At 62.0% G+C, this 22,194-nt stretch carries 18 protein-coding genes; 9 read left to right on the top strand and 9 right to left on the bottom strand.

Going from position 1 to position 22,194, the window contains the following annotated elements:
* The first annotated feature begins 91 nt into the window (after positions 1-91).
* Positions 92-1,009 carry a MerR family transcriptional regulator gene (locus E4021_RS11845; RefSeq protein WP_136459571.1) on the top strand — a complete coding sequence of 306 codons (918 nt, stop codon included), beginning with the start codon at positions 92-94 and terminating at the stop codon, positions 1,007-1,009.
* On the opposite strand, the gene E4021_RS11840 is transcribed toward E4021_RS11845, so the two are convergent.
* The gene (locus tag E4021_RS11840) at positions 969-1,835 is read right to left on the bottom strand and encodes a tetratricopeptide repeat protein (protein WP_136459570.1); all 867 of its coding nucleotides are present in this window, start codon (positions 1,833-1,835) and stop codon (positions 969-971) included. The genes E4021_RS11845 and E4021_RS11840 overlap by 41 nt on opposite strands.
* A gap of 109 nt (positions 1,836-1,944) precedes the next feature.
* On the opposite strand from E4021_RS11840, the gene rlmN reads away from it, so the two are divergent.
* Positions 1,945-3,000: a 23S rRNA (adenine(2503)-C(2))-methyltransferase RlmN gene (gene rlmN / locus E4021_RS11835; RefSeq protein WP_136459569.1), complete on the top strand. Its 1,056-nt coding sequence runs from the start codon at positions 1,945-1,947 to the stop codon at positions 2,998-3,000.
* Here rlmN and E4021_RS11830 read toward each other — a convergent pair whose 3' ends face one another.
* On the bottom strand, positions 3,001-3,495 hold the full coding sequence (locus tag E4021_RS11830; protein ID WP_136459568.1) for a hypothetical protein: 495 nt from the start codon (positions 3,493-3,495) through the stop codon (positions 3,001-3,003).
* A 24-nt stretch (positions 3,496-3,519) separates the two neighbouring features.
* On the bottom strand, positions 3,520-5,889 hold the full coding sequence (gene porZ / locus E4021_RS11825; protein ID WP_136459567.1) for a type IX secretion system anionic LPS delivery protein PorZ: 2,370 nt from the start codon (positions 5,887-5,889) through the stop codon (positions 3,520-3,522).
* Between the two features lie 117 nt (positions 5,890-6,006).
* On the opposite strand from porZ, the gene E4021_RS11820 reads away from it, so the two are divergent.
* From E4021_RS11820 to E4021_RS11810, 3 genes are all read left to right on the top strand, one after another.
* Positions 6,007-6,222, top strand: coding sequence for a S1 domain-containing protein (locus tag E4021_RS11820; RefSeq protein ID WP_136459566.1), 216 nt, complete (start codon positions 6,007-6,009; stop codon positions 6,220-6,222).
* A gap of 136 nt (positions 6,223-6,358) precedes the next feature.
* Entirely contained in the window at positions 6,359-9,259 is a 2,901-nt protein-coding gene (uvrA, locus tag E4021_RS11815; RefSeq protein WP_136459565.1) for an excinuclease ABC subunit UvrA, read from the top strand.
* 110 nt (positions 9,260-9,369) lie between these two features.
* Positions 9,370-11,478 carry a GAF domain-containing sensor histidine kinase gene (locus E4021_RS11810; RefSeq protein ID WP_168797581.1) on the top strand — a complete coding sequence of 703 codons (2,109 nt, stop codon included), beginning with the start codon at positions 9,370-9,372 and terminating at the stop codon, positions 11,476-11,478.
* A 78-nt stretch (positions 11,479-11,556) separates the two neighbouring features.
* Here the strand turns inward: E4021_RS11810 and E4021_RS11805 are convergent, their stop codons facing one another.
* The 6 genes from E4021_RS11805 to E4021_RS11780 form a co-directional block, all read right to left on the bottom strand.
* On the bottom strand, positions 11,557-12,477 hold the full coding sequence (locus E4021_RS11805) for a sugar phosphate isomerase/epimerase family protein (RefSeq protein WP_136459563.1): 921 nt from the start codon (positions 12,475-12,477) through the stop codon (positions 11,557-11,559).
* A 132-nt stretch (positions 12,478-12,609) separates the two neighbouring features.
* On the bottom strand, positions 12,610-13,344 hold the full coding sequence (locus tag E4021_RS11800) for a hypothetical protein (protein ID WP_136459562.1): 735 nt from the start codon (positions 13,342-13,344) through the stop codon (positions 12,610-12,612).
* A gap of 157 nt (positions 13,345-13,501) precedes the next feature.
* On the bottom strand, positions 13,502-14,254 hold the full coding sequence (locus E4021_RS11795) for a DUF5602 domain-containing protein (protein WP_136459561.1): 753 nt from the start codon (positions 14,252-14,254) through the stop codon (positions 13,502-13,504).
* A 35-nt stretch (positions 14,255-14,289) separates the two neighbouring features.
* The gene (locus E4021_RS11790; RefSeq protein ID WP_136459560.1) at positions 14,290-14,826 is read right to left on the bottom strand and encodes a cupin domain-containing protein; all 537 of its coding nucleotides are present in this window, start codon (positions 14,824-14,826) and stop codon (positions 14,290-14,292) included.
* A 102-nt stretch (positions 14,827-14,928) separates the two neighbouring features.
* A complete protein-coding gene (locus E4021_RS11785) occupies positions 14,929-15,528 on the bottom strand; it encodes a response regulator transcription factor (protein WP_136459559.1) in 600 nt (199 codons plus the stop codon).
* Positions 15,525-17,600 (bottom strand): tetratricopeptide repeat protein, encoded by a 2,076-nt coding sequence (locus E4021_RS11780; RefSeq protein WP_136459558.1) that lies wholly within the window; start codon positions 17,598-17,600, stop codon positions 15,525-15,527. Before E4021_RS11780 ends, E4021_RS11785 begins: the two co-directional genes overlap by 4 nt.
* A gap of 99 nt (positions 17,601-17,699) precedes the next feature.
* Between E4021_RS11780 and E4021_RS11775 the strand changes: the two genes are divergently transcribed.
* The 4 genes from E4021_RS11775 to E4021_RS11760 all read left to right on the top strand — a co-directional run bounded on the left by E4021_RS11775 (position 17,700) and on the right by E4021_RS11760 (position 22,118).
* The gene (locus E4021_RS11775) at positions 17,700-18,068 is read left to right on the top strand and encodes a PH domain-containing protein (protein WP_136459557.1); all 369 of its coding nucleotides are present in this window, start codon (positions 17,700-17,702) and stop codon (positions 18,066-18,068) included.
* Positions 18,069-18,079: 11 nt separating this feature from the next.
* Positions 18,080-18,577, top strand: coding sequence for a lactoylglutathione lyase family protein (locus E4021_RS11770; protein ID WP_136459556.1), 498 nt, complete (start codon positions 18,080-18,082; stop codon positions 18,575-18,577).
* A gap of 844 nt (positions 18,578-19,421) precedes the next feature.
* On the top strand, positions 19,422-20,846 hold the full coding sequence (locus E4021_RS11765; protein WP_168797580.1) for a T9SS type A sorting domain-containing protein: 1,425 nt from the start codon (positions 19,422-19,424) through the stop codon (positions 20,844-20,846).
* A gap of 240 nt (positions 20,847-21,086) precedes the next feature.
* The gene (locus E4021_RS11760) at positions 21,087-22,118 is read left to right on the top strand and encodes a Gfo/Idh/MocA family oxidoreductase (RefSeq protein WP_136459554.1); all 1,032 of its coding nucleotides are present in this window, start codon (positions 21,087-21,089) and stop codon (positions 22,116-22,118) included.
* The last annotated feature ends 76 nt before the right edge of the window (positions 22,119-22,194 follow it).

Genomic DNA, 22,194 nt, shown 5'->3' with positions numbered 1-22,194 from the left:
ACGAACGCGGGCGCGCCGGAGGGCCTGAACCATTCTTTTGGGGGGGCGTTAGTCCCCCGGCTACCCAACAAACCTACTTTATCCCTCCGACTTGGCCGTTTACACCATCAGCGACGTTGAAAAACTTACCGGCATCCGGGCCCATACCCTACGGGCCTGGGAGCAGCGGTATGAGCTGGTCACCCCCCGCCGCGACGAGAACAACGTCCGGCACTACCTGGAGGAAGACCTGCGCGAGCTCAGCAACATCGCCCTCCTCAACCGTCACGGGTACCGGATCAGCCGCATTGCCGCCCTGTCGCCCGAGGAAAGGGCGAGGGAAGTAGCCTCGGTATCCTCCCTGAACATCAGTGCCGACACCGAGCTCGACGCGCTAACGCTGTCGGTGGTGGAGATGGATCCCTTTAAGTTCAGCCTCATCGTCGATACCAATATCGCCCAGCGGGGCTTCGAGGAGACCATGATGGAGGTAATCTACCCCTTGCTCGACAAGCTGGGCCTGCTCTTCTTCACGGGCTCGGTGGCGGCGGTACAGGAGTCGTTTACGGGCGGACTGATCCGCCAGAAGATACTGGCGGCCACGGACCGGCTGCCCCAGATCAGGAAGGAGGGCCGCCCGTCGTTTGGCCTCTTTCTACCGGAGGGGGAGCAGCAGGAGCTGAGTATGCTCTTCGTTCAGTACCTCTTGCGCAAGCGGGGGTTCCCGGTGGTGTACGTCGGCACCGACGTTTCGTGCATCGACCTGGGCGACTTCTGCCGGGTGCGGCCCGTAGACTACCTCTTCACCATCCTTTCGAGCAACTACGTCGCGCGGCCGGTCGACGACCTGATCCACGACATTCTTGACCACTGCCCGGACAGTCGTCTACTGCTATCGGGTTACCAGGCTACCCTGCACGACCTCAGCGGCTACCGGCGTGCCGAGCGGCTTTCGGGCCTGGGGGAAATGATCGAATGGATGGACACCTTCAGTACGCGCGCAGGTCCGAGAATTGCTGTAGCGAGATGATCTGCCAGTCGTTGAGGGTGCGTTCCACCTCCGCGGGGTGTATGGCCGCCATGGCCACCAGGGCCGTTCCGTTCTCCGGACGCGGCAACAGGTCGCTGTAGTATTCGGGGAAGGCGCGGCGCTCGTCGTCGCTGGCGTTGGCGCGGGTGCGTTGTACGGCCCGGGTGGCGTTGCTCCAGACTTCAAAACCCAGTCCGGCGTCGTAGCAGAGTTGCTCCAGTTGCTCGATTTGGCCGGCGTCGCTGGTGTGGAGCAGGCAGCTGAAGGTCTGGTAGGGCGACCGCTTCAGTTGGCACACGCCCTCGAAGATGGGCACCCGCCGGCGGGCCACCACATTGTACCCCTTTTGGCCGCGGCGATCGTAGAGGATCAGGTCGCGGTACCGCATGCCGCTGCCGGGGTGGGGAATGCTGACCACCCGGCCGCGGGCCGCGTCGAGGGGTTGCATCCAGAGGATCTCGTAGCCATCCTGGTGCTTGAGTTGCAGGCCGAGGGGCTGACCCAGGTTAAGGTGGCCGAACCCAAATTTTGCCCAGACCGTCTGCGCGGTGCGCATTCGCTTGAGGGGCACCGCCGCCAGTCCGAGCTGCCACCACGCCTCGCGGTCGTCGGCGTCGAGGGCCACGGTCTTACTCCAGTAGTGGAAGGCGGGCTTCCACTCGGCGCGGCGGGAGTAGATGCGGCCGAGACTGCGGTAAGCTCCGGCGTAATCGGGTACGAGCCGGGTCACCTTCTTGAGCAGCTTCACGGCAGTGTAGGGGTCCCCCACCCGGTCGTAGCGGAGGGCCTGCTCGTAAAGGTCCAGGTAGTTAGGTGGTAGGTTCATAGCTCGTCAACTGCACGCAAAAAAGGCCGGTGGCCGGAGGATTACTAACGTATGAGAGCCTGCGAGGTTGGAAGGTCAACCACCGTTGCGGGTCAGGCGTTGCTCTCCCATGGCCACACTGACCGCTACCCGCCCCGATATTCGCTCCCTTAGCCTGGAAGAACTTACCTCCGACCTCATCCTGGCCGGCGAAAAGAAGTTCCGCGCCAAGCAAGTGTACGAATGGCTCTGGCAAAAGGGCGCCCGCAGCTTCGACGAGATGACCAATTTGTCGCTGCCCTTACGAGACAAGTTAAAGGAGAAATACGACCTGCCCGTCATCACCCTCGACCAGCTCCAGCGCAGCTCCGACGGCACGCTGAAGAGCCGCTTTCGCCTGCACGACGGCCACCTGATCGAATCGGTGCTCATCCCCGTAGTGGCCGACGACCGCTATACGGTCTGCGTCTCCAGCCAGGTGGGCTGCAGCCTCACCTGCAGTTTCTGCGCCACCGGCCGCATGAAGCGGCTGCGCAACCTCACCGCCGCCGAAATTTACGACCAGGTGTACCTCGTCAACGAGCAATGCCTGGAAACCTACGGCAAGCCCCTGACCAACATCGTGTACATGGGCATGGGTGAACCCCTGCTGGCCTTCCGCGAAGTGATCGGCAGCATCGACCGCATCACCAGCCACACCGGACTGAATATGGCACCCCGCCGCCTGACGGTGTCCACCGCCGGTATCGCCAAGATGATCCGCAAACTGGCCGACGAGGACACCAAGGTCAACCTGGCCCTCAGCCTCCACGCCGCCGACGACGCGAAGCGTAATGAGATCATGCCCATCAATGAATCCAACAACCTCGAAACCATAATCGAGAGCCTCGAGTACTTCTACGCCAAGACGAAGAAGCGCATCGGGTTCGAGTACATCACTTTCCAGGACTTTAACGACGGGCTCGACGACGCGGAGAACCTCTACCGCATCTGCCGGCGCGTACCCTCCATGGTCAATATCATCGAGTACAACCCCATCGACAACGCCCCCTTCCGCAAGTCGAGCGAACACCGTATCGACGACTTTGCCACCTACCTGCGCGACCGGGGCATCATGGTCACCGTGCGCCGCAGCCGCGGCAAGGACATCGACGCCGCCTGCGGGCAGCTGGCCAACAAGGGGTAACTACCGCTGCCGCGCCGCGTTCATAAGTAAGTTCTCCAACTCGGCCTGCTTCTCGTCGTTGTCGATCAGGTAGACGGGCAGGGTCACTTTCCGTCCGTCCTTCATCTCCAGAATCATTTCCCGTACCGATGGCCGCGTGGCCCCGGACAGTTGCTTCAGGTCCAATTGTTGCTTGCCGTTCAGTTGATCTAGCTGGTAGGTCATGGTGCCGCCCCGAATGGTGACGAAGCGTTCGGGCGGAGATTCGGCGTTGCCCGCGGTGCGCTGGTAGGTGAACCAGGCCACCAGGCCACCCACCAGCAGGTAAATGAAACCCAGTACGAGTTGCCAGAGGTGGTCCCGCTCGTCGCCCACCGCCCAGTGGGTGGAGTAGAGGTAGAACTCGTACACCGCGGCCAACAGCAGGAGCAGGGCCCCCGCGTAGAATAGCCAGTGGAGCAAACGCAGGTTCCCCGTATTCGGGGTATCGGAGTGGAAGTCGTAGTCGGGGATCACGGCGACGAAGATAGGGAGAAGCCGCTACCGGATAAAAACGATCTTGGCCACCGCGCTTCCGGGGTTCTCCACGGCGAAGCGACGGTTGCTTGAGGCAAATACCAGATAGACGCCCGTCGTCACGCGCCGCCCGTTGTAATCGGTGCCCTGCCACGTGAATTGTCCCCCCGTCGCCAGGCCTTCCTCGACGAGCTTGCCGCTCAGGTCGGTGATCTTCACGCGGGCGTTGCGGGCCAGCCCACGGATGGCGATGGGGCCATCGTAACCGGGCTCTACCGGATTGGGAAAGACCTCCAGTTCACCGACGAAAATCTCCGCCGCCGCGGTAGCCGTGCCGCGGTAACTGATGATGCCCAGTTCGGTGCCGAAGAAAACCGTGCCCGACACCGGGTCGATGGCAATGCTCTTGACCACGTCGTCCAGCAGGGGGCTGTTGCCGCGGTCGAATTTGAGCAGCTGCTCGTCTCCGGCCTCCGACAGCAGGAAGGCCCCGCCGTTGGTGCCGATCCACTTCCGGTTGCCCCCGTCGACGGCAATGGTGCGAATCTCCTCCGTCTCCAGCAGGTACCCCCCGAATCCATCGTCGGCCGACACCAGGGGGCGGTATCCGGTACACAGTTCGGTATCGAAGACCGTGCCCGGACAGGTAAAGATCACGATGCCTTCCGCGGTACCCACCCATACGTTTCCCTCCAGGTCTACGGCGATGCTGCGGGTCTGGTTGGTCGGCAACTGATTCTGGCTGCTGGCCAAGATGGTCCGGCAACGGTCGTCGCTCGGGTCCATCGGCGTGCCCATGGGGTCGATCACCGTGAGCCCCCCGTTGGAGCCGCCCCGGTGGACCACCCAGACGTAGCCGAAGTCGTCCACCGCGATGTCAATGGCGATGTTGAGGTTGCAGGACTGGCCCAGGGCCGCCCACTGTCCGTCCGGACTGCGCACGCTCACGATCCCATTGGCTTCGGCCCGGCTCACGGCAAAGTAGGTGTAGCCCTGCTGGTCGGTTGCCGCCCCCGCCGCCCTGATACGGCCGGGCCCGGCATCCGGGGCCAGCTCCAGACTGCTGTTCGTCTCGTCGTAGAGGGTAAATTCCCCCTCCGCGTCGCGGCCCACCACCCCTTCGAAGAAGGAGCTGAAGTAGTGGACCCGGTTCAAGGGGTCGTAATCCACGTCGATGATGGTCAGGAAGTCGTCGTCGCCACCCGCTGCCCCGTTGCGACCGCGCAGGGCCGGGGTGTTGAAGGGCGTGAAGGTGGTCCAGCTGCCGTCGGTATACCGCCAGACTCCGTCAGCGTCGAAGGCCGGTGTCGTATTCTCATCGAGCTGGCCGGGGGCCACCCACAGGGAGGTGCCGTCGTGGGTCATTCGGTATACCCGGTCTTTGGGGGGGCCGGGGTACGCCAGTCGGCGGCAGTCGCCCGCCGGGCCGGTGAGGTAGCGGATGTCCTCGGCGTCATCGCCGAACCAGATGCGGCCGCGCTCGTCCTCGATGGCGTAGTTGGTGCGGTAGGCGCAGTCGGGCAGGGGGCGGGCCGTTCCGGGGCTTGCTCCGAGGTCCAGGACGAGGCGGTCGGCGCAGTTGCCCGTCGTACAGCGGTAGCCGGCCAGCAGCAGGGTAGCCTGTCCGTTGAGGTATTCCAGGCGGTTGTCCGCCTCGGGGGCGTCGTAGTAGGGCTGAATAGTACCATCCTGCAGGCGGTAGACGTCGTCGTCCACCGCGAAGTACAGGGCACCTTGCCAGGTGGTCAGGGTGGCGGAGGTGTAGTCGCCCGGCAGTCCGTCGGCGAAGCCCAGTAGGTCCCAGCGGTTGAAGTCGTTAAGGTTGACGCCCTGCAGCGGGGCGCGGTAGAGCCCTTCGTCGGTGGCGGCGTAGAGGTGGCCACCATACGCTACGACGCTGTTGACCCGCACGCCGGTGAAGGTGGTGAAGTTGAAGATCTGCTCGTCCAGGGAAAGCGAGCTCAGGCCGTAGCCCGCCGCGAGGTAAATGGTGTTGTTCTCCCCGAAGGTGACGTCGTAGATGCGCTTGTCGCCGCTGAAGTTGAAGTTGTCGATCTGCCGCAGGGTGGAGAACTGCCCCCGGCGGTAAAGGTCGATGGTACTGTTCTCGTACACGATGATCAGCGTTTCCGTGGGCGGGTGGTACTTGATCAGGTCGATCTGCCCGCCGGCCAGTCCGTCGGTGCGGGTGAGGGGCCGTATGCTGAGGTCCTCTTTGTCCAGGAAGAACACCACGTTACCGGTGGTGTAGATGATGGATTCCGCGCTCTGGGTCACGTAGGCCCCGGATGCGAATGACTGCAGGCTGTGCCACTGCCCGATACTGTCGACCTGGGAGCGCAGGGCGGCGGCGGTCAGTAGCAGCAACATTCCGAGAAGAAGCTGTTTCAGCATGCGGTAAAGGTAAGTCCGGGCGCGGCCGCGGGTGCCATACCGCCCCCTGAAAGCTTGGTCGGTGGTTTAACCAATCCGGGCATACCCCGCTTCCCGAAAAATGCCTAACTAGGTAGCATGGATCCCGACCTCTCCCTCGGCACGATCGTCTTTTACCTGCCCGACCGCGGTTTCGGCTACCTGCGGCTGCAGGGCACCCGCGAGGAATTCTACTTCCGCCGCCGCAACCTCCTGGTGCCGGTCGTGCGCAAGGGTGATCTGGTACGCTTCGTGCTGCGCGACGGGCCCCAGGGCTATTACGCCGACGCCATCGAACCGGGGGGGCTGGGGTAGCGTCCAACCGACCAACCGTTGGACGGTGGGGGGGGGCAGGTGGTCCGCTGCTCAGTGGTCGGACCACTTTCGGGCGGACCAGCCCGCGCCCGGGGGCCGACAAAACCTCATCCCTCGCTCACGGGTTGATAGAACTATGCCTTCAACCACGACTACCGCACCCGCGGCCCCGCAAAAAATCAAGCCGGAAATACCCCATACGGAGCGCTTCATCAGCGTGATTGGCGCGAAGGAGCATAACCTCAAAAACATCGACGTCGAACTGCCGCGCAACCAGTTGGTGGTGATCACCGGACTGAGCGGCAGCGGTAAGTCCAGCCTGGCCTTCGACACCATCTACGCGGAGGGCCAACGGCGGTACATGGAGACCTTCAGCAGCTACGCCCGGCAGTTCATGGGCACCATGGAGCGGCCCGAAGTTGAACAGATCACCGGCCTGAGCCCGGTCATTTCGATCGAGCAGAAGACCACTAACCGCAGCCCCCGCTCCACCGTCGGTACCGTAACCGAGATATACGACTTCCTGCGCCTGCTCTACGCCCGCGCCGGTACCGCCTACAGCTACGTCTCCGGCAAGCCCATGCTGCGCTACACCGAAGAGCAGATGCTCGACCAGATCGCGGAGGCCTACGACGGCCGCAAGATCATCGTACTGGCACCCCTCGTCCGGGGCCGCAAAGGCCACTACCGGGAGCTCTTCGACCAGGTACGCAAGCAAGGCTTCACCAAAGTGCGGGTCGACGGCGAAGTGCAGGACCTGAAGGAAGGCATGCAGGTAAGCCGCTACAAGGTGCACGACATCGAACTGGTGGTCGACCGCATCAAGATGGGTGCCGACCGCCGCGACCGCCTCAGCCAAAGTGTGTCCACCTCCCTCAAACTCGGGGAAGGACTCGTCTTCATCCAGGACGCAGAAAGCGGCGAAGTCTCCCCGTACTCCAAGAACCTGATGGACGCCGAGAACAACATCAGCTACGAGGAGCCCAGCCCGAATACCTTCTCCTTCAACTCCCCCTACGGGTACTGCCCCACCTGCAAGGGCCTCGGCCAGGTGAACAGCCCGGACATCACCAAGATCATTCCCGACCGCTCGGTGAGCATCAACAAGGGAGGGCTGGCCCCCTTGGGCGACACCCGCGACAATACCACCTTCAAACAGATCAAGGCCATCGCGAAGGCTGAGGGGTTCAAGCTCACCGACCCGATCGAGCGCATCCCGCCCGAGGCCCTCAACGTGATCCTCTACGGCCGCAAGGAAAGCAAGCGGAAAAAGAAAAGCAGCTACGACAAAAGCGCGCACGACCTGGTCTGGGACGTGGAGCAGAACGGACTGGTCAACATGATCGTCCGCTGGTACGAAGAAACCACCAGCGAGCGCATCCGCAGCTGGGCCGAGGAGTTCATGACCATCGATACCTGCCCTGAATGCGAGGGCGCCCGGCTGCGGAAGGAGGCACGCTACTATAAGATCAAGCAAAAAACGATCAGCGAACTGGCCCACATGGACCTCGGCGAACTCGGCACCTGGATGGAAACCGCCGAGGAGGGGATGGACGAACGCACCACCCTGATCGCTACCGATATCCTGAAAGAGATCCGCTTCCGCCTGCAGTTCCTGCTGCACGTGGGGCTGGGTTACCTGAGCCTGGACCGGCCCGGCCGTACCCTCTCCGGCGGGGAAGCCCAGCGCATCCGCCTGGCCACCCAGATCGGCAGCCAGCTCACGGGCATTACCTACATCCTGGACGAGCCCAGCATCGGGCTGCACCAGCGCGACAACCAGCGCCTGATCCGGGCCCTGCGCGACCTGACCGACATCGGCAACACCGTGCTGGTCGTGGAGCACGACAAGGACATCATGATGGCCAGCGACTACCTGCTCGACCTGGGCCCCGGGGCCGGAGCCCTGGGCGGAGCCGTCGTCACCGCCGGTAAGCCCGAGGAATTCCTGAAGCAGGAACACGCCGGCAGCATCACCAGCGACTACCTGGCCGGCCGCCGCCGCATCGAAATACCGGAAGCGCGGCGCAAGGGCAATGGCAAGTTCCTTACCCTGAAAGGCGCCCAGGGCAACAACCTCACGGGCGTCGACATCAAGATCCCCCTCGGCACCCTTACCTGCGTGACCGGGGTCAGCGGCAGCGGCAAGTCGACCCTCATCAATGAGACCCTCTACCCCATCCTGCGCCAGCACTTCTACAATAGCGTTAAAAAGCCAATGGAGTACGGCCGCGTCTACGGCCTGCAGCACATCGACAAGGTGATCGACATCGACCAGTCGCCCATCGGCCGCACCCCGCGTTCCAACCCGGCTACCTACACCGGGGTCTTCACCGACATCCGCCAGCTGTTCACCAAGCTCCCCGAGGCCATGATCCGGGGCTATAAGCCCGGCCGCTTCAGTTTTAACGTCAAGGGTGGGCGCTGCGAGGTCTGCAAGGGCTCCGGCATGCGCACCATCGAGATGAACTTCCTGCCCGACGTGGAGGTGAAATGCGAGAACTGCCAGGGCATGCGCTTCAACCGCGAGACCCTGGAGATACTCTACAAGGGAAAATCAATCACCGACGTCCTCAACATGAGCGTATCGGAGGCCGCCGAGTTTTTCGAACCCATTCCGAAGATTTACCGCCGGCTCAAGACCCTGCGCGACGTCGGCCTGGGCTACATCACCCTGGGGCAGCGGGCGACCACCCTTTCCGGCGGCGAGGCCCAGCGCGTCAAACTGGCCGAGGAGTTGAGTAAGCGCGACACGGGACAGACCGTCTACATCCTCGACGAACCCACCACTGGCCTCCACTTCGAAGACATCAAGTACCTCCTCAAGGTCCTCCAAAAACTGGTTGACAAGGGCAACACCGTCATCGTAATCGAGCACACCATGGACGTGATTAAAGTGGCCGACTACCTCATCGACATGGGTCCGGAAGGCGGCCGGGGCGGCGGCCGGGTGGTAGCCACCGGCACCCCCGAAGCGGTAGCCAGGGTCAAGGAGAGTCACACGGGGCGGTTCCTGCGGGAAGAACTTCCTCAATAAGCGGGTATTGGTAGTAAGTTTGTGCGAAATACGCCTCCTTGCAGCACCCTCCCCCGTTGGTTCAGTCCTATGCCCTTGTGTTGGTCGTAAACCGATCTACCCACGCCATCGTGGCTGCCAGTGCCCAGTCGGAACAGCGGTGCGGCCGTAAACCACGACAACTGTTGCAACTGCGCCTGGAAGATCTCTTGCCCGTCTATGTCGTGGAACAGATTGTGGCCGTACCCGCAGACGACCAACAAACAGCGGTATACCTGAGTGCCCCGTCCGGCTGGCCCGCGGGAGATTACCAAGCAGTCGTTTACCCGCTGGCGGAAGAGATCGTCCTCGAGATCGAACCGCGCCGGAAATGGTCGCACGTGGGCGATTACGCGGCCCGGCTTGACGGGTTTACCCGTGAACTGGAAGCGGAGACGACCACCTCCGGACTGCTGCAACGCCTCTGCAACGGACTGACCCAGCACTTCGGATACGACCGGGCTATCGTTCTGCACTTTGACAACCTCCTGAACAGCATCGTCACCCACGAGTCCAGGGTCGATGAACTGGAATCCATGCTGAACATGCGCTTCGTTGCCGCGGATATCCCCGAAGATACTCGTGTGCGCCAGCTCTCGGAGACCGTGCTGAACTTCACCGCCGAGAAGGAACCCCTTCATCCCATGGTGGGGGAAGTGAACCCGGCAGCCCACGAAATCCTGCACCTCAAACTGGCCGCCCGGGAGCCCTTTGTGAACAGTCTGCGTTTCCTGCGCGATACCGGCCTCAGTACCATGGGCTGCCTTTCCATCCTGATCGACGGCAAGCTCTGGGGCTCCTGCTTCATGCACAGCATTGAACCACTCTACCTCGACTTCCAGATGCAATCCTTCCTGCGCGTCGTCGGCCGACTGGTGCAGCAGAAGATCGCCTACCACCTATACCACAATCACCTGCGTAGCGAGCAGAAGGCAAACGAGGTCCGCGACCGTCTTCAAAAGGAAATCATTAAAGCCGAGAACCTTTCCAACGGGCTTATGGCGGGCCGGACCACCATCCTGGATCTATTGCCCGACACGCACGGTGCGGCCATTTGCTCCGACGACGACCTGAGCACCGCTGGCAACACCCCGGATAAGGATCAAATCGCCGAGATCGTCGGTTGGGTCAAGGAGGTGATCGGCGACGACAAGCAGTGGCACACCGACCAGTTGGCCGCACATTTCCCCGCCGCAGACGGCTATGTCAAGGTAGCCGCCGGCGTATTGTTCCTGCCACTTGACCCCGCGGTCAACCAATGGATCATCTGGTTCAAACCTGAGTCGGTACGGAAATTGACCTACGGCAGCACCGCCGTCGAGGGAGATCCCGAGGGCAGAAAGTACAGTGTGCGCGCCGTGACTTCGCACCGGTGGTCGCTACCCTGGGTAGAGGAGGAGATTGTTGCCGCCCGGACGCTGCAGAATTTCCTGCAAAAGGTCGTCCTCCAGCGCTACTCCCTCACCCGCAGGCACAACACCCTGTTGCGGGAAGCCCTCGACGACCTGGAGCTGTTCAGTTATACCATCGGCCACGACCTGCGCGCGCCCCTGCGCGGCATCTCGAGCTACGCCGACATTCTGCAGGACGAATACGCCGACCGCCTCGATGAGGAAGGCACTTCCTTCCTGTCGCTCATCCAGCAGAACGCTCAGCGGATGCGCACCTTCATCGACGACCTGCTCGCCCTCAACCGCATCGACCGCAACAAGATGGTCTTCAACAGCCTCTGCGTGACTGAACTCGTGGAGCGCGTTCTGGCCGACCTCTCCCACGCCGACGACCGCCTCGCCACCCGCTGCCGCATCCAAAAGCCATTGCCGGCGATCTGCGGCGACCACAACTACCTGATCGTGGTATTCACCAACCTGCTGTCCAATGCTTTCAAGTACAGCGCGCGGGCGGATTCGCCACGGGTGGAGGTAAGTTTCACCGGTAAATACCGCCGCGGCTTCCCCATTTTCTGTATCGCCGATAACGGAATCGGGGTGCCCACCGACCAGCAGGACCGCATATTCGACCTCTTCACCCGCTCCACCAACAGTGAGGGCTTCGACGGCACCGGCATCGGCCTGGCTCTGGTCCAGCGCATCATCCGCTTCCACGAAGGTGAGGTCTGGGTCGAAAGTGAAGAAGGCGAGGGGGCCCGTTTTTACTTCTATACCGGCGTGCGCGTCAGCAGTCTGGCGGGTGCGGTCTGACCCAAAATAAATCACCCCCCGCAATTCACCGGCTGATGGCCGGGGACTGCGGGGGGCGATGGTACGGTGCGGGGCTGTTTACGAGAATTTCAGCTCACGCAGGTACTGCGCGTCCACCTCGGCGCTTTTCAGCGGCGTAGAGTTGGGGTAGCGCTCCTGTTCTACGATGTAGTATTCCATACCCTGCTCTTCCGCTACGGCAAGGATGCGGGGGTAGTCGATAGATCCGGTACCCAGGTCCACGGAGGCCTCGCTCTCGGCGGGGTCGGCGCCGCGTTCGCGGTCCTTGACGTGGCAGAGTTTCCACTTACCGGGAAATTTGTTGAGGTAGTCGATGGGGTCGGCGCCACCGGTCACCACCCAGTAGATGTCCATTTCGTAGTCGACCTCGTCGGTGGTGTTTTCCATCATGAAGTCCTGCGGCATGATGCCGTCCACTTCCTGGAAGCTGTAGCCGTGGTTGTGGTAGGCAAACCGAATGCCATTATCGGCGCAGATTTGGCCGCGCTGGTTGAACTTGTCGACCACGGCCTGCCAGCCGTTGCGGTCGTCCTGGGCACCGATGTAGGGGCAGATCAGGTAGTCCATGCCGATTTCCGCGGCTTGCTTGGCCTTCTGCTCGAAGTTCTCGTCGATGTTGCAGTGGCTGGAAACCATGGTGAGGCCCAGCTCGTCGAGGTAGTCCTTAAATTCCGTATTTGACATACCCCAGAAGAGACCCATATTCCCTTCGTACCCCTCGATCTGCTGGTAGCCGTAGTCGGCAATCTTGCGCAGGGTGCCCTTCACGTCCTGCGGCAGCACGTCGCGGAGGGTGTAGAGCTGGATCCCGAAGGCGTCGAGGCTGCCCCCGGCGGTTTCGGCGGGCTGCTCGTCCTGGAGAGCTTCTACACTCTCGCCCCGGTCTCCGGAACTGGCACCGCAACCCCAGGCGGGGAGCAGGAGGGTGGCCGCCCCCAATTTAGCGGATTGGCGTAGGAATTTTCTGCGGTCGGTCATCATACTGGATTTTGGATGGTCAATGTATGGAAATCAGCGCGGATTTCGCCAGTCCGCGCGTTTTCCAGGTATGGCGCCGGCGGCGCGCGGGTGCCGGGGCCGGCCAAATCCGCCGGCCCGCCGTGGCTCCGCTCAGGTAGCGATGAGCAATACGGCGTAGGCCACCACCCCGGTCAGGAAGGCCCAGATGTTGCTCTTGCGCTCCTCCGGCAACTCCTCCTTCAGCACGTTCATGATCACCCCGCCGGCCACGAAAGCGAAGATCATACCGACGTGGATCTCCGCGATCTCCACCGTCAGGCCCAAGGCCCAGCCGCCCACCAGAGCGGCCACCACCATCCAGCGGCCCCGGCGGCGGTACAGCTCCTGGTAGTGTTGGTACAGACTGAAGTCGGTAACCATAAAGTGGAAGGCCATGGCCAGCACGTAGTATACCAGCCCCATGGTCGACTGGTCCTCCCGGCCCCACAGCAAATAGCCGATGATGCCGTTGTAGACCATGAACGAGAACATGTGGATCCAGAAAACGCTGGTATCGTCCTCCTCAACTTCTTCGGAAGGTTCACGGTGCGACTGCTTCGAGCGCTTCGCCGCCCGCTCCAGCGCGTAGAAAGCCACCAGGCCCAGCAAGGCGAAGCCGTAGATGTGGTGCTCCATAAAATTGAGCACGTCGTCGGAAGTATGCTCGGCAAACATCTCCTGGTACTCGGCAAACTCCGGCAGGACGTGCAGAAAGATGTAGGTCACCGAGATCCCGCCCCCCAGCGACAGCCACTTGCTGCGGGGGATACCCGACAAACCCAGCCGACTGACGAAAAGGTGCACCAGCACGAGCACCACGATGGAAATAAGGGAAGGAACAAGCATGGGGCTTAAGATACCCTATCGCTCTTTTTTCCCTTCCAGGCTACGGACCGGTCACCCAACACCGGGCAGCGCGGATGGCCGGGGGGCCATACCCTCCCGGCTCCGCTTTACCGCTTTAGCACGGCACCCGCGTCCGCGCCCCAATGACCTCGGCTGCTTACTGTACCGATACGAAATCTTTCAGTACCACGGAGTACCGATCCTTGCCCGCATCGTACGCGATGCGGTAATTGGTGGGGTAATACCCGGCATGTTGCCACTCCTGCGGCTGCCGTACCTGTGCGGTGACGTCGGGTTTGGTCCGCAGGAACTCGGTGGTCACCATGGGTTCCAGGAAGATGATCTCTCCGTCGTATTTGCCGTAGATGAAGGTGTGAGTGAACGATCCCTCGCCGCTGATTTCCGGCGATTGCAGGTCGATCACGTGGGCGCCCATGCGCGGTACGCCACCCGGGGTTTCGAGGTAGTCCGGGGGAAGGTTCTCCGCCGGGAGGGGCTTGTTGAAGGCCAGGGAATCATCCGGCCCGATACCGTCGCGTTCCGTCTCCGAGATGAAGTAGAAATGGATATCGAAATGCGGCACGTCGTATACGTGCATGGGTTCGTGGCCGTGCTCGTTCCAGTCGAGCGTAATGTGGTCGTAGGGCGGCAGGTCGACTCCGGTGGGTAGCCGCAGCACGTAGGACGGCGGGTGGTGCTGACCGGTGGGCAGGCCCTCCATGGCATCGGCGTCCATTTCAACGGCCAGACTGGTGGGGTTACCCCGCTGGTCGGTGTTTACTACCGTCCAGGCCTGCCCGTCTCCAACGGCAACTTCCGGGCCCGTGAAGCGGGTCTGCACCTTTTCGTCTTCCTGACAGGAAAGGAACAGCAACAGCAGCAGGGCGAAGAAAACAGATTGCGTATTCATAGTAAGTTCGGTTAAAGGTGAAAGGAAGGGAGGGCTCAGACGAAGTGGATTCCGTAGCGACCGCAAATGCCAAAAACGGTGGGCATGTCGGGCGGGCCGGCGGGCAGTTCGCCGATTTCCTCGAACATTTTCTCGATGCCGGAGGGAAAGGCGGTGAGGATGACGCGGGTCTTCCCCTCGCCTACGGTTCGCCAGCTGTGGGCAACGCCGCGGGGGCCGAACGCCATGTCTCCGGCCCTCAGCAGGGTGGTTTCGCCGGCGACGGTGACTTCCAGTTCGCCCTCCAGGACGCGGAATATCTCGTCTTCGTTGTCGTGGATGTGCGGCGGGATCGCGACGCCGGGGTCGTTGTATTCCTCGATCATGGTGAGCCGGCCACCGGTATCTTCGCCGGTCAGTTTGAAGGTCATGCGGTCGCCGAGTACGTTGACCTGCTGGCCTTCTTGCTCGCGGACGATGCGGGGGTCGAGTACGGGGTCCCCCGGTGCGGGGCGGTCGTGGGCGGCGAGGGGGCGGAGGGCGGTCATGGCACCGGCGGCTAAGGTGGTGCGGAGGAAGGCAATGCGTTTCATAGTGCGGAATGGATGTGGAATGAAGGGTACGCCGGAGTCCATTGCTCCGAACACCTCTAAATTCCGGCCCGCTCCGGCGCGGCGCCCCACACAAATGGGTGGTTATTCGTACACCCGGCTCACCAGTTCGGCCCGGCCGGCCACCCCGTACTTGGCGTAGATGTGCTTGACGTGGTACTTGAGCGTGTTCTGCGAGATGAACAGCTGCTCGGCGATCCGGCGGTAGGGCAGGCCCTCCACCAGCAGCCTGGCCACGCGTTCCTCCTGCTCGGTGAGCGGCTCGGGGCAGTCGCTGAGGTTGATGCCCCGGTTGCGCTTCAGGCGTTGGTAGTTGCTCCACGCCACGGCCAGGGTGCTCAGTACGGTTTCGTCCTGAAAGGGCTTGACGAGGTACCCGAACGGCCCCTGCTGCATGGCGGCTTCGAGGGTGGCCGAATCGGAGTAGGAAGTAAGGAAGATATAGGGCAGTCGGTAGCGGGTGTGCAGCACTTCCGCGACTTCCAGGCCGCTGGGGCCGGTTCCGAGGTTGATGTCGAGAATTACGAAATTGGGCTGGGTGGACCGCAGCAGGTCGTAGGCGCAGACGGCGTCCTTGGCCGCTCCTACGACCTCCAGTCCGTGACTCGTGAGCAGGGACTTCAGGTCCGTACGAATTACCGGATCATCCTCGACAATCAGGATACGCATCGCTTCCAGGCTCATGCCGCTACCTTGTAATCTTTCAACAGGATATTAACCCGCGTTCCGGCCTGTCCGTTTACCCGCAGTTCTCCTTCCAGTTTGTCGACCAGCGCCGTGATCAGCTCGTAGCCGTAGCTGTCGCCGTTGGTCAGGGCTTCCGGGTCCTCCATGCCCACGCCGTCGTCGTCGACCACCACCCGCAGGCCGCCCTCGGTCTGCCGGATACTCACGGCGATGCGGCCCCCGCCGGCGGGGAAGGCGTACTTCAGGGCGTTGGTGATCAGTTCGTTGAGGATTAGCCCCAGGGGGATGAGGGTGTCCACGTCCAGCACCAGCTCATCGATGTCGGCGTCTACCCGGATGCGGTCGGGAGAAATCTGGTAGGTACGCAGCAGGTTGTCCAGCAGCTTATCAAAGTACTCCCGGATGTTGATCCCCGTCAGCTGCTCCTGTCCGTAGAGGTTTTGGTGGATCAGCGCCATCGTCTGCACCCGGCTGCGCCCTTCGTTGAGGGCGTCGCGGGCGACCTTGTCGCGCACGTGGCGCGACTGAATACCCAGCAGGGAGGAGATCACCTGGAGGTTGTTCTTGACCCGGTGGTGGATCTCGCGCAGCAGGATGTCCTTTTCCCGCAGGGCGGACTGTAGCGCCGTGTGCTGTTCGCGGATGCGGTCGCGTTGCCGCCAGAGCAGGTAGCCCAGCGCGCCCAGCACGACCAGGGCGGCGAGCAATCCGAAGATGACCCGGCGCTGGCTTGCCAGCCGGGTGGCGTTGAGGGTTTCCCGCAGTTCCAGGTTGGCCAGTTTTTCCCGGCTGAGGAGTTCGCGCTGCCGGAAGTCGTTTTCCAGGCGCAGGGTGGTGAGGGCCTCCACGTTTTCGGCGTTGAGCAGGCTGTCGCGTAGGGCGAAGGCGGCTTCGAGGTGCGGCAGGGCCCGTTCGGGACTGTCGGTTCGGAGGGTCTCGTATAGCCCGTGGTGCGCCTCGTAGGTGAGTTGGGGGTCGCCCATCCTTTCGGCCAGTTGCAGCGCTTCGCGGTAGCGGTCGCGGGCGGCGTCTGCCTGTCCAAGTTGGCGCAGACTGTGGCCCAATTCTACGAGGCAAAAAGCCGCGTCGCGGGGATTGTCCTGCGCGCGGGCCACTGCCAGTCCGCGGCGGTTGTAGTCGAGGGCCGCCGCGTAGTCGTTGCGTCGGTTGGCGATCTTTCCCAGGTTGTTGAGGGTGGTGGCGATCTCGGCTTCCAGTCCGATCTCCTCCTTCACCGCGAGGCTGAGCAGAAAGTAGGTCTGCGCGGAATCCGGCACGCTACGGTCGAGGTAGGCCACGCCCAGGTTGTTCAGGGCGGTGGCTTCCCCGCGCCGGTTGCCGCTCTCCCGGCTCGCCTCCAGATAGGCGGAGTAGTGGCGGACGGCCTTGGGGTAATCCTTCTGGGCGTGGTAGACCTGTCCGATATTGTTGTTCACGATCGCTACGGCAGCGGCGTGCCCGAGACCGCGAAAGAGGTCCAGCGCCTCCAGGTACACCCGCATGGCGGCGGGATACTCGCCCCGGGCGTAGTAGATGAGGCCGAGGCTGTTGCGCACCGTCCCACGGGGAAAGCTGTCGGATCGCGTTTCAAACACTTGCAAGGCGCGTTCGTAGACGGCGGCGGCGGAGTCCAGTTCGCCGCGGGCGCGGTAGGCCGTGCCGAGGTTGGCCAGCGCGCGGGAGCGGGCGCTTTCGTCTTCTCCCGGGGCCAGGGTTTCCAGGATACGGCGGTGGTACCACTCCACGGAATCCATCCGCCCCAGGCGTTGGTAAGCGGCCCCGTGGTAATGGAGGTAATCGATCCGTTGCCGGGGCGTGGCGGCGGGCAGCAGGGGCGCGATCGTGGCGAGCAGTTCGAGGGTGGGCCGGGGTTGGAGTACGAATAGCGTATCGGCGGCTTCCAGTACCTGGCGAATGCGGGCGGTATCCTGTCCGTATAGCGGCGGCGCGCAGGTGCAAAGCCACCCCAGTAAGAGCAGCAGCCAGTGGCTACGGAGCAGAGCATACCGCGGATGGGAGGTTCCGGGTCGGCGGATCGGGGCGGGCGGGAGGGGGTGTTGCGCGGGCATCCTGCTTAAAGTTAGCGAAATCTGCTATATGTATTTGGGTAGAGGGGCCGGTAGCGCCACCGGATTCCTATATTCACCGGCTCAATCCTTACCTCATTTATGGACCTGCTCACCAGCTTTAGCGTTACTTCCCAGACTACCCCCGACGATGGCCACGACCTAATCCACCCCCTGCTGGCGGAGGGCGAGACAATCGAACTGGCCTACAAGCACGTCCGCGACCGCGTGTGGTTCACCGACCGGCGTATCCTCACGCTCGACGTGCAGGGCCTTACCGGCTCCAAGAAGAACTTCCGCAGCTTCCCCTACGGCAAGATCGGCTCCTATGCCGTGGAGACCGCCGGCCTGATGGACACCGACGCCGATTTCAAGATCTGGGTAAGCGGCGTGGGCCTCTTCGAGATCAATTTCAGCCGTACCATCGACGTCACCCCGGTGAACCGACTGCTGGCCAGCCGTGTAGTGTAGGCAAATACACTATGTACCCCCGTTCCTTCTCCCACATTGGCATTACCGTCCCCGACCTGCCCCGCGCGGTAGAATTCTACCACGAAGTGATGGGTTGGTACGTCATCATGCCCCCCTCTACCGTACAGAAGGAACGCGACACGGCCATCGGCCAAATGTGCATCGACGTATTCGGTGAGGACTGGGAGACTTTTGAGATCGCTCACCTTTCGACCTCCGATGGCGTAGGTATCGAGTTGTTTTCGTTCCCCCAGACCGAAGCCCGCAAACCCGAGTTCAATCCCTTCGCTACCGGGCTGTTCCACTTCTGCGTCCAGGATCCCGACATCGAAGGCCTCACGGAAAAGATCGTCGCCCGCGGGGGCAAACAGCGCATGCCCATCCGTGAGTACTACCCCGGCGAAAAGCCCTACCGCATGGTCTACGTGGAAGACCCCTTCGGCGTGGTCTTCGAGATCTATACCCACAGCTACGAGCTGACGTACTCTTCGGGGGCTTATCAGGATTGAGCGTCTTCAGGCCTGAGAGACTACCACCGCTACCTGCACAATTTGGGAACTTTTGGGTCCGCACCCTCGGATGTCCTGCGGACGCGCCGAGATGCTACCACCACGGCGGAGGCGTGAGGTTTTTTTAATGTGCCTCCACGCCTCCTGGTATCGATGATGAGTCGGGCCTTGAGGCCCTCTACCCGGCCCGGCCCTGAAAGGGACGACATCCAACCAGCGGAGTCAATTCCGAGGGCACCGAGGAATGGGCTTCGCGGGAATAGCATCCCGCACCATCGGGCATGGAATCCCACCACCGGCCCGGCCCTGGAAGGGACGGCATCCAACCAGCGGAGTCAATTCCGAGGGCACCGAGGAATGGGCTTCGCGAAAATATCATCCCGCACCATTGGCCCTGGAAGGGACGGCACCCACCGAGCGGAGTCAATTCCGAGGAAAACCAAGGGATGGGCTTCGCGGAAATAGCATCCCATTCCATCGGCCCTGGAGGCCCTTTACCCGGCCCGGCCCACCAACGCTCGAAAAGATTTCCACAGACAAATTTTGCTATCAGATGGGAAAAGCATAAATTACATTAAGTAGGTCATACACGCTTACTCCAGCTTTAGATTTGAGTTACTACTTGGAATACCCATTTGACTTTGTCCGACGATTGGCGGGCACCCCCTGAGGACATCCATCCTCTGTTGTCCGTCAGTCGTCGGCACCTACCCCTCTCCTAAATTAACCCATAGCCTATCCGTCCATCCGGTCGGAAGATTCGGCCGTGCGCACCATATGGTTCACATGCCGGACCCCAACACTATTCGGACAACCATTTTCTCACACTATAAATAACACGATGATGCACTTCGACATTTCCATTTCCAAAACCGGGAAATACGTGCTCCTGCACTTCTTCTGCCTGTTCCTCTCGACGGCGTTGATGGCGGGAACGACGATTTCCGACAATACGGTAGCGTCCGATTCCCCGGAGCTCACGACCACCACTACCGCTGGCCTCGACTTCACCTGCGTTAATCCCTACTGTCCGCCCGATTACGAGGTAGACTGCCTGGAGGATGCCGCGCCGGACTTCAACAATCCAACCTACATTCCGCACTTTGAGGCCGACTGCGAAATCTTCCTGGACTATACCGAAGACGTTGACAACAATCCCAGCGACCCCGCCTTGGCTGCCATTATCACCCGAAACTGGACGGTAAGCAACAGTAACGGCGACGAATTCTACTGCACCCAGATCGTCAAGGTCACGGCGGGCCAGGAACCCACCGTCACCGCCCCCGCTGACATCACCATCGCCTGTGGGGCCTCAACCGATCCCGCCGATACCGGTATGGCCACCGCCACCGATGCCAATGGTTCCGTACCCGTAAGCTATTCCGACGAAATAGTCGGTGATCCTGAAGACGATTGCAGCACTATAATCCGGACCTGGACCGCCTCCAATGAGTGCGGAGAAGGTCAGGATGTCCAGATCATTACCCGTACCCCCCCGCCGCCCTTCGAGAACGAGTGCTACTCCCTGGCGGCGTGTATGGATTACGACAGCGAGGCGGGCACCACCCGCTTCACCTGGGAACTGTGCCTGATCGGCGACGACTGCAAGGACATCTCCAACATTCGGTTCTCCATTCCATGTGATCTTCCGAAGTCGGCCCTGCTCGAATCCTCCTCCAGTATGTCTGGCCTTAAAGTAGAAATCAACGGACGCACCGGCAACTGCGAGCGCTACGACGTACAGTTTGAAGGCTTCGGCGACGGCGCCATGAAGCGTGAGCCCAACCAGTGCGTCACCTTCAGCTACCTTATCGATGCCGACCTGAGAGAGTACGTAACCGACGTGGCCATCAAGGCCGGCAACCAGCAGGGGCTCGACTTCCCGGGCATCAGTCTGGACGGCTGTAACGTGGAGCGTACCAGCACTGCTACCCAAGTGCCCAGCGCTGAGAACTTCGGCAATGGCAAGGGCAAGAAGTCTCTTGTACAATCCTCCGGCAACGTAACCGGTCTGGAGGAAGTAGCCGTGTTCCCGAACCCGGCCCGCGATCTCATTACCCTGCAGTTCGCCTCCGAGGATAATCAGCGAGTGGACCTGCAGATATACGACGCCACCGGTCGCGTTGCGTTCCGCCGGGTGGTGGAAGCCGCTACCGGCACCAATACCGTTGAACTGAGCCTGGGAGACATTCCCGCCGGTCTCTACCAAATGGTGGTCACGCCCGAGATGGGTGACCGCACCGTACGTTCCTTCCTGCGACTTCGGTAAGGATTGACCGCTTACCAATCGGGCTGACGCCCGGCAACCTCCTTTTCACTTCGGTGGGAAGGAGGTTTTTTATTTGACGCTTCACCGGTACATGCCAGCCCTGCTGGTAACCGTGGCCGGAACTTCCTAGGGACGGAGCCGCGGAAGCCGGCCGTTCGGGGGGATATAGCACCCGCGCGCCGCCGCCCGCCCGGATGCGGGTGAAACAGTACCTTGGGAATCGAATTAAATAATTGTGGTATGTCTACTCCCCTATCCGTCGGACTGATCGGCTTCGGCCTTTCCGGTCGCTATCTTCAGTCGCCGTTTTTCCGCGCCCACCCCGGCTTTACGGTCCGCCGAATAGTAACGAGCCGCGCCCAAGAGGTAGCCGAAGAGTTTCCCGGTATGGAGCCTACGGCCGACATGGAGACCGTCCTGGCCGACCCGGACATCGACCTGGTGAGCATAGCCACGCCGAACGCCACCCACTACGAGCTGGCGCGGGCCGCCCTGGAGGCGAACAAGCACGTGCTGGTCGACAAACCCGCCTGCGCCACCGCCTCCCAGCTGCGTGAACTGCGCGACCTGGCCGCGGCCAGGGACCGCCACCTGTTCGTCTTTCAGAACCGCCGGTGGGACAGCGATTTCCTCACCGTGAAGCAAGTGATCGAGGGGGGCAGCCTGGGTGAACTGGTGGCCTACGAGGCACGCTTCGACCGCTGGAAGCCCGAGCCCAACGCCAAGCCGTGGAAGGAAAAGCCCGGTCCGGCATCGGGCATGCTGTACGACCTCGGGGCCCATATCCTCGACCAGGCCATCGCGCTGTTCGGCCGGCCGAGTGACGTGATCGGCAACCAATGGATGCAGCGGACGGGCTCCGATATTCCGGATGCCTTTGACCTGCAGTTGGTTTACGACGGCCCGCTGCGGGTTAGCTTGTCCTGCAGCCTCCTAGTGCGCGAGCCTACCCCCCGGTACCGCCTCCACGGGCGGAAGGGGAGCTTCGTGAAGTTCGGCATCGATATCCAGGAAGACCAGTTGAAGGCGGGTATCCAGCCCACGCACGATCACTTTGGGGAAGAGCCCGCCGAGCAGCACGGCCTGCTCCACACGGAAACTGCCGGGGTGACCGTGCGCGGCCCCGTACAGACCCTGCCCGGGCGGTGGTACGACCTGTTCGACAACGTATACCAGGTCATCACCCGGGGCGCCCAACCCGGCGTGCCGCTGGACGACATCGTGGCCCAGCTGGAGATTATGGAGGCTGTGCCGGTGGGCGTCTCAGAATAACAATCCGCCCTTATAGCTGCAGCAAGCAGATTCCCCACCAGCGCCGGGGTGGCTATGGAAAACAGGTTTGGGCGCG

The organism is Neolewinella litorea, assembly GCF_004803465.1.
In the GTDB taxonomy this organism is placed as follows: Bacteria; Bacteroidota; Bacteroidia; order Chitinophagales; family Saprospiraceae; genus Neolewinella; species Neolewinella litorea.
Note: the sequence above shows the minus strand (reverse complement) of the source record. Positions and strands in the feature narration are given on the sequence as shown.

Bases quoted from the DNA above. Each gene is read 5' to 3' on its own strand.
- E4021_RS11790 (WP_136459560.1), bottom strand. From the start codon at position 14,826: ATGAAACGCATTGCCTTCCTCCGCACCACCTTAGCCGCCGGTGCCATG.
- E4021_RS11770 (WP_136459556.1), top strand. From the start codon at position 18,080: ATGTACCCCCGTTCCTTCTCCCACATTGGCATTACCGTCCCCGACCTG.
- rlmN (WP_136459569.1), top strand. From the start codon at position 1,945: ATGGCCACACTGACCGCTACCCGCCCCGATATTCGCTCCCTTAGCCTG.
- E4021_RS11760 (WP_136459554.1), top strand. From the start codon at position 21,087: ATGTCTACTCCCCTATCCGTCGGACTGATCGGCTTCGGCCTTTCCGGT.
- E4021_RS11800 (WP_136459562.1), bottom strand. From the start codon at position 13,344: ATGCTTGTTCCTTCCCTTATTTCCATCGTGGTGCTCGTGCTGGTGCAC.
- E4021_RS11805 (WP_136459563.1), bottom strand. From the start codon at position 12,477: ATGACCGACCGCAGAAAATTCCTACGCCAATCCGCTAAATTGGGGGCG.
- E4021_RS11765 (WP_168797580.1), top strand. From the start codon at position 19,422: ATGCACTTCGACATTTCCATTTCCAAAACCGGGAAATACGTGCTCCTG.
- E4021_RS11775 (WP_136459557.1), top strand. From the start codon at position 17,700: ATGGACCTGCTCACCAGCTTTAGCGTTACTTCCCAGACTACCCCCGAC.
- E4021_RS11785 (WP_136459559.1), bottom strand. From the start codon at position 15,528: ATGAGCCTGGAAGCGATGCGTATCCTGATTGTCGAGGATGATCCGGTA.
- E4021_RS11780 (WP_136459558.1), bottom strand. From the start codon at position 17,600: ATGCCCGCGCAACACCCCCTCCCGCCCGCCCCGATCCGCCGACCCGGA.
- E4021_RS11820 (WP_136459566.1), top strand. From the start codon at position 6,007: ATGGATCCCGACCTCTCCCTCGGCACGATCGTCTTTTACCTGCCCGAC.
- E4021_RS11795 (WP_136459561.1), bottom strand. From the start codon at position 14,254: ATGAATACGCAATCTGTTTTCTTCGCCCTGCTGCTGTTGCTGTTCCTT.
- porZ (WP_136459567.1), bottom strand. From the start codon at position 5,889: ATGCTGAAACAGCTTCTTCTCGGAATGTTGCTGCTACTGACCGCCGCC.
- E4021_RS11840 (WP_136459570.1), bottom strand. From the start codon at position 1,835: ATGAACCTACCACCTAACTACCTGGACCTTTACGAGCAGGCCCTCCGC.
- uvrA (WP_136459565.1), top strand. From the start codon at position 6,359: ATGCCTTCAACCACGACTACCGCACCCGCGGCCCCGCAAAAAATCAAG.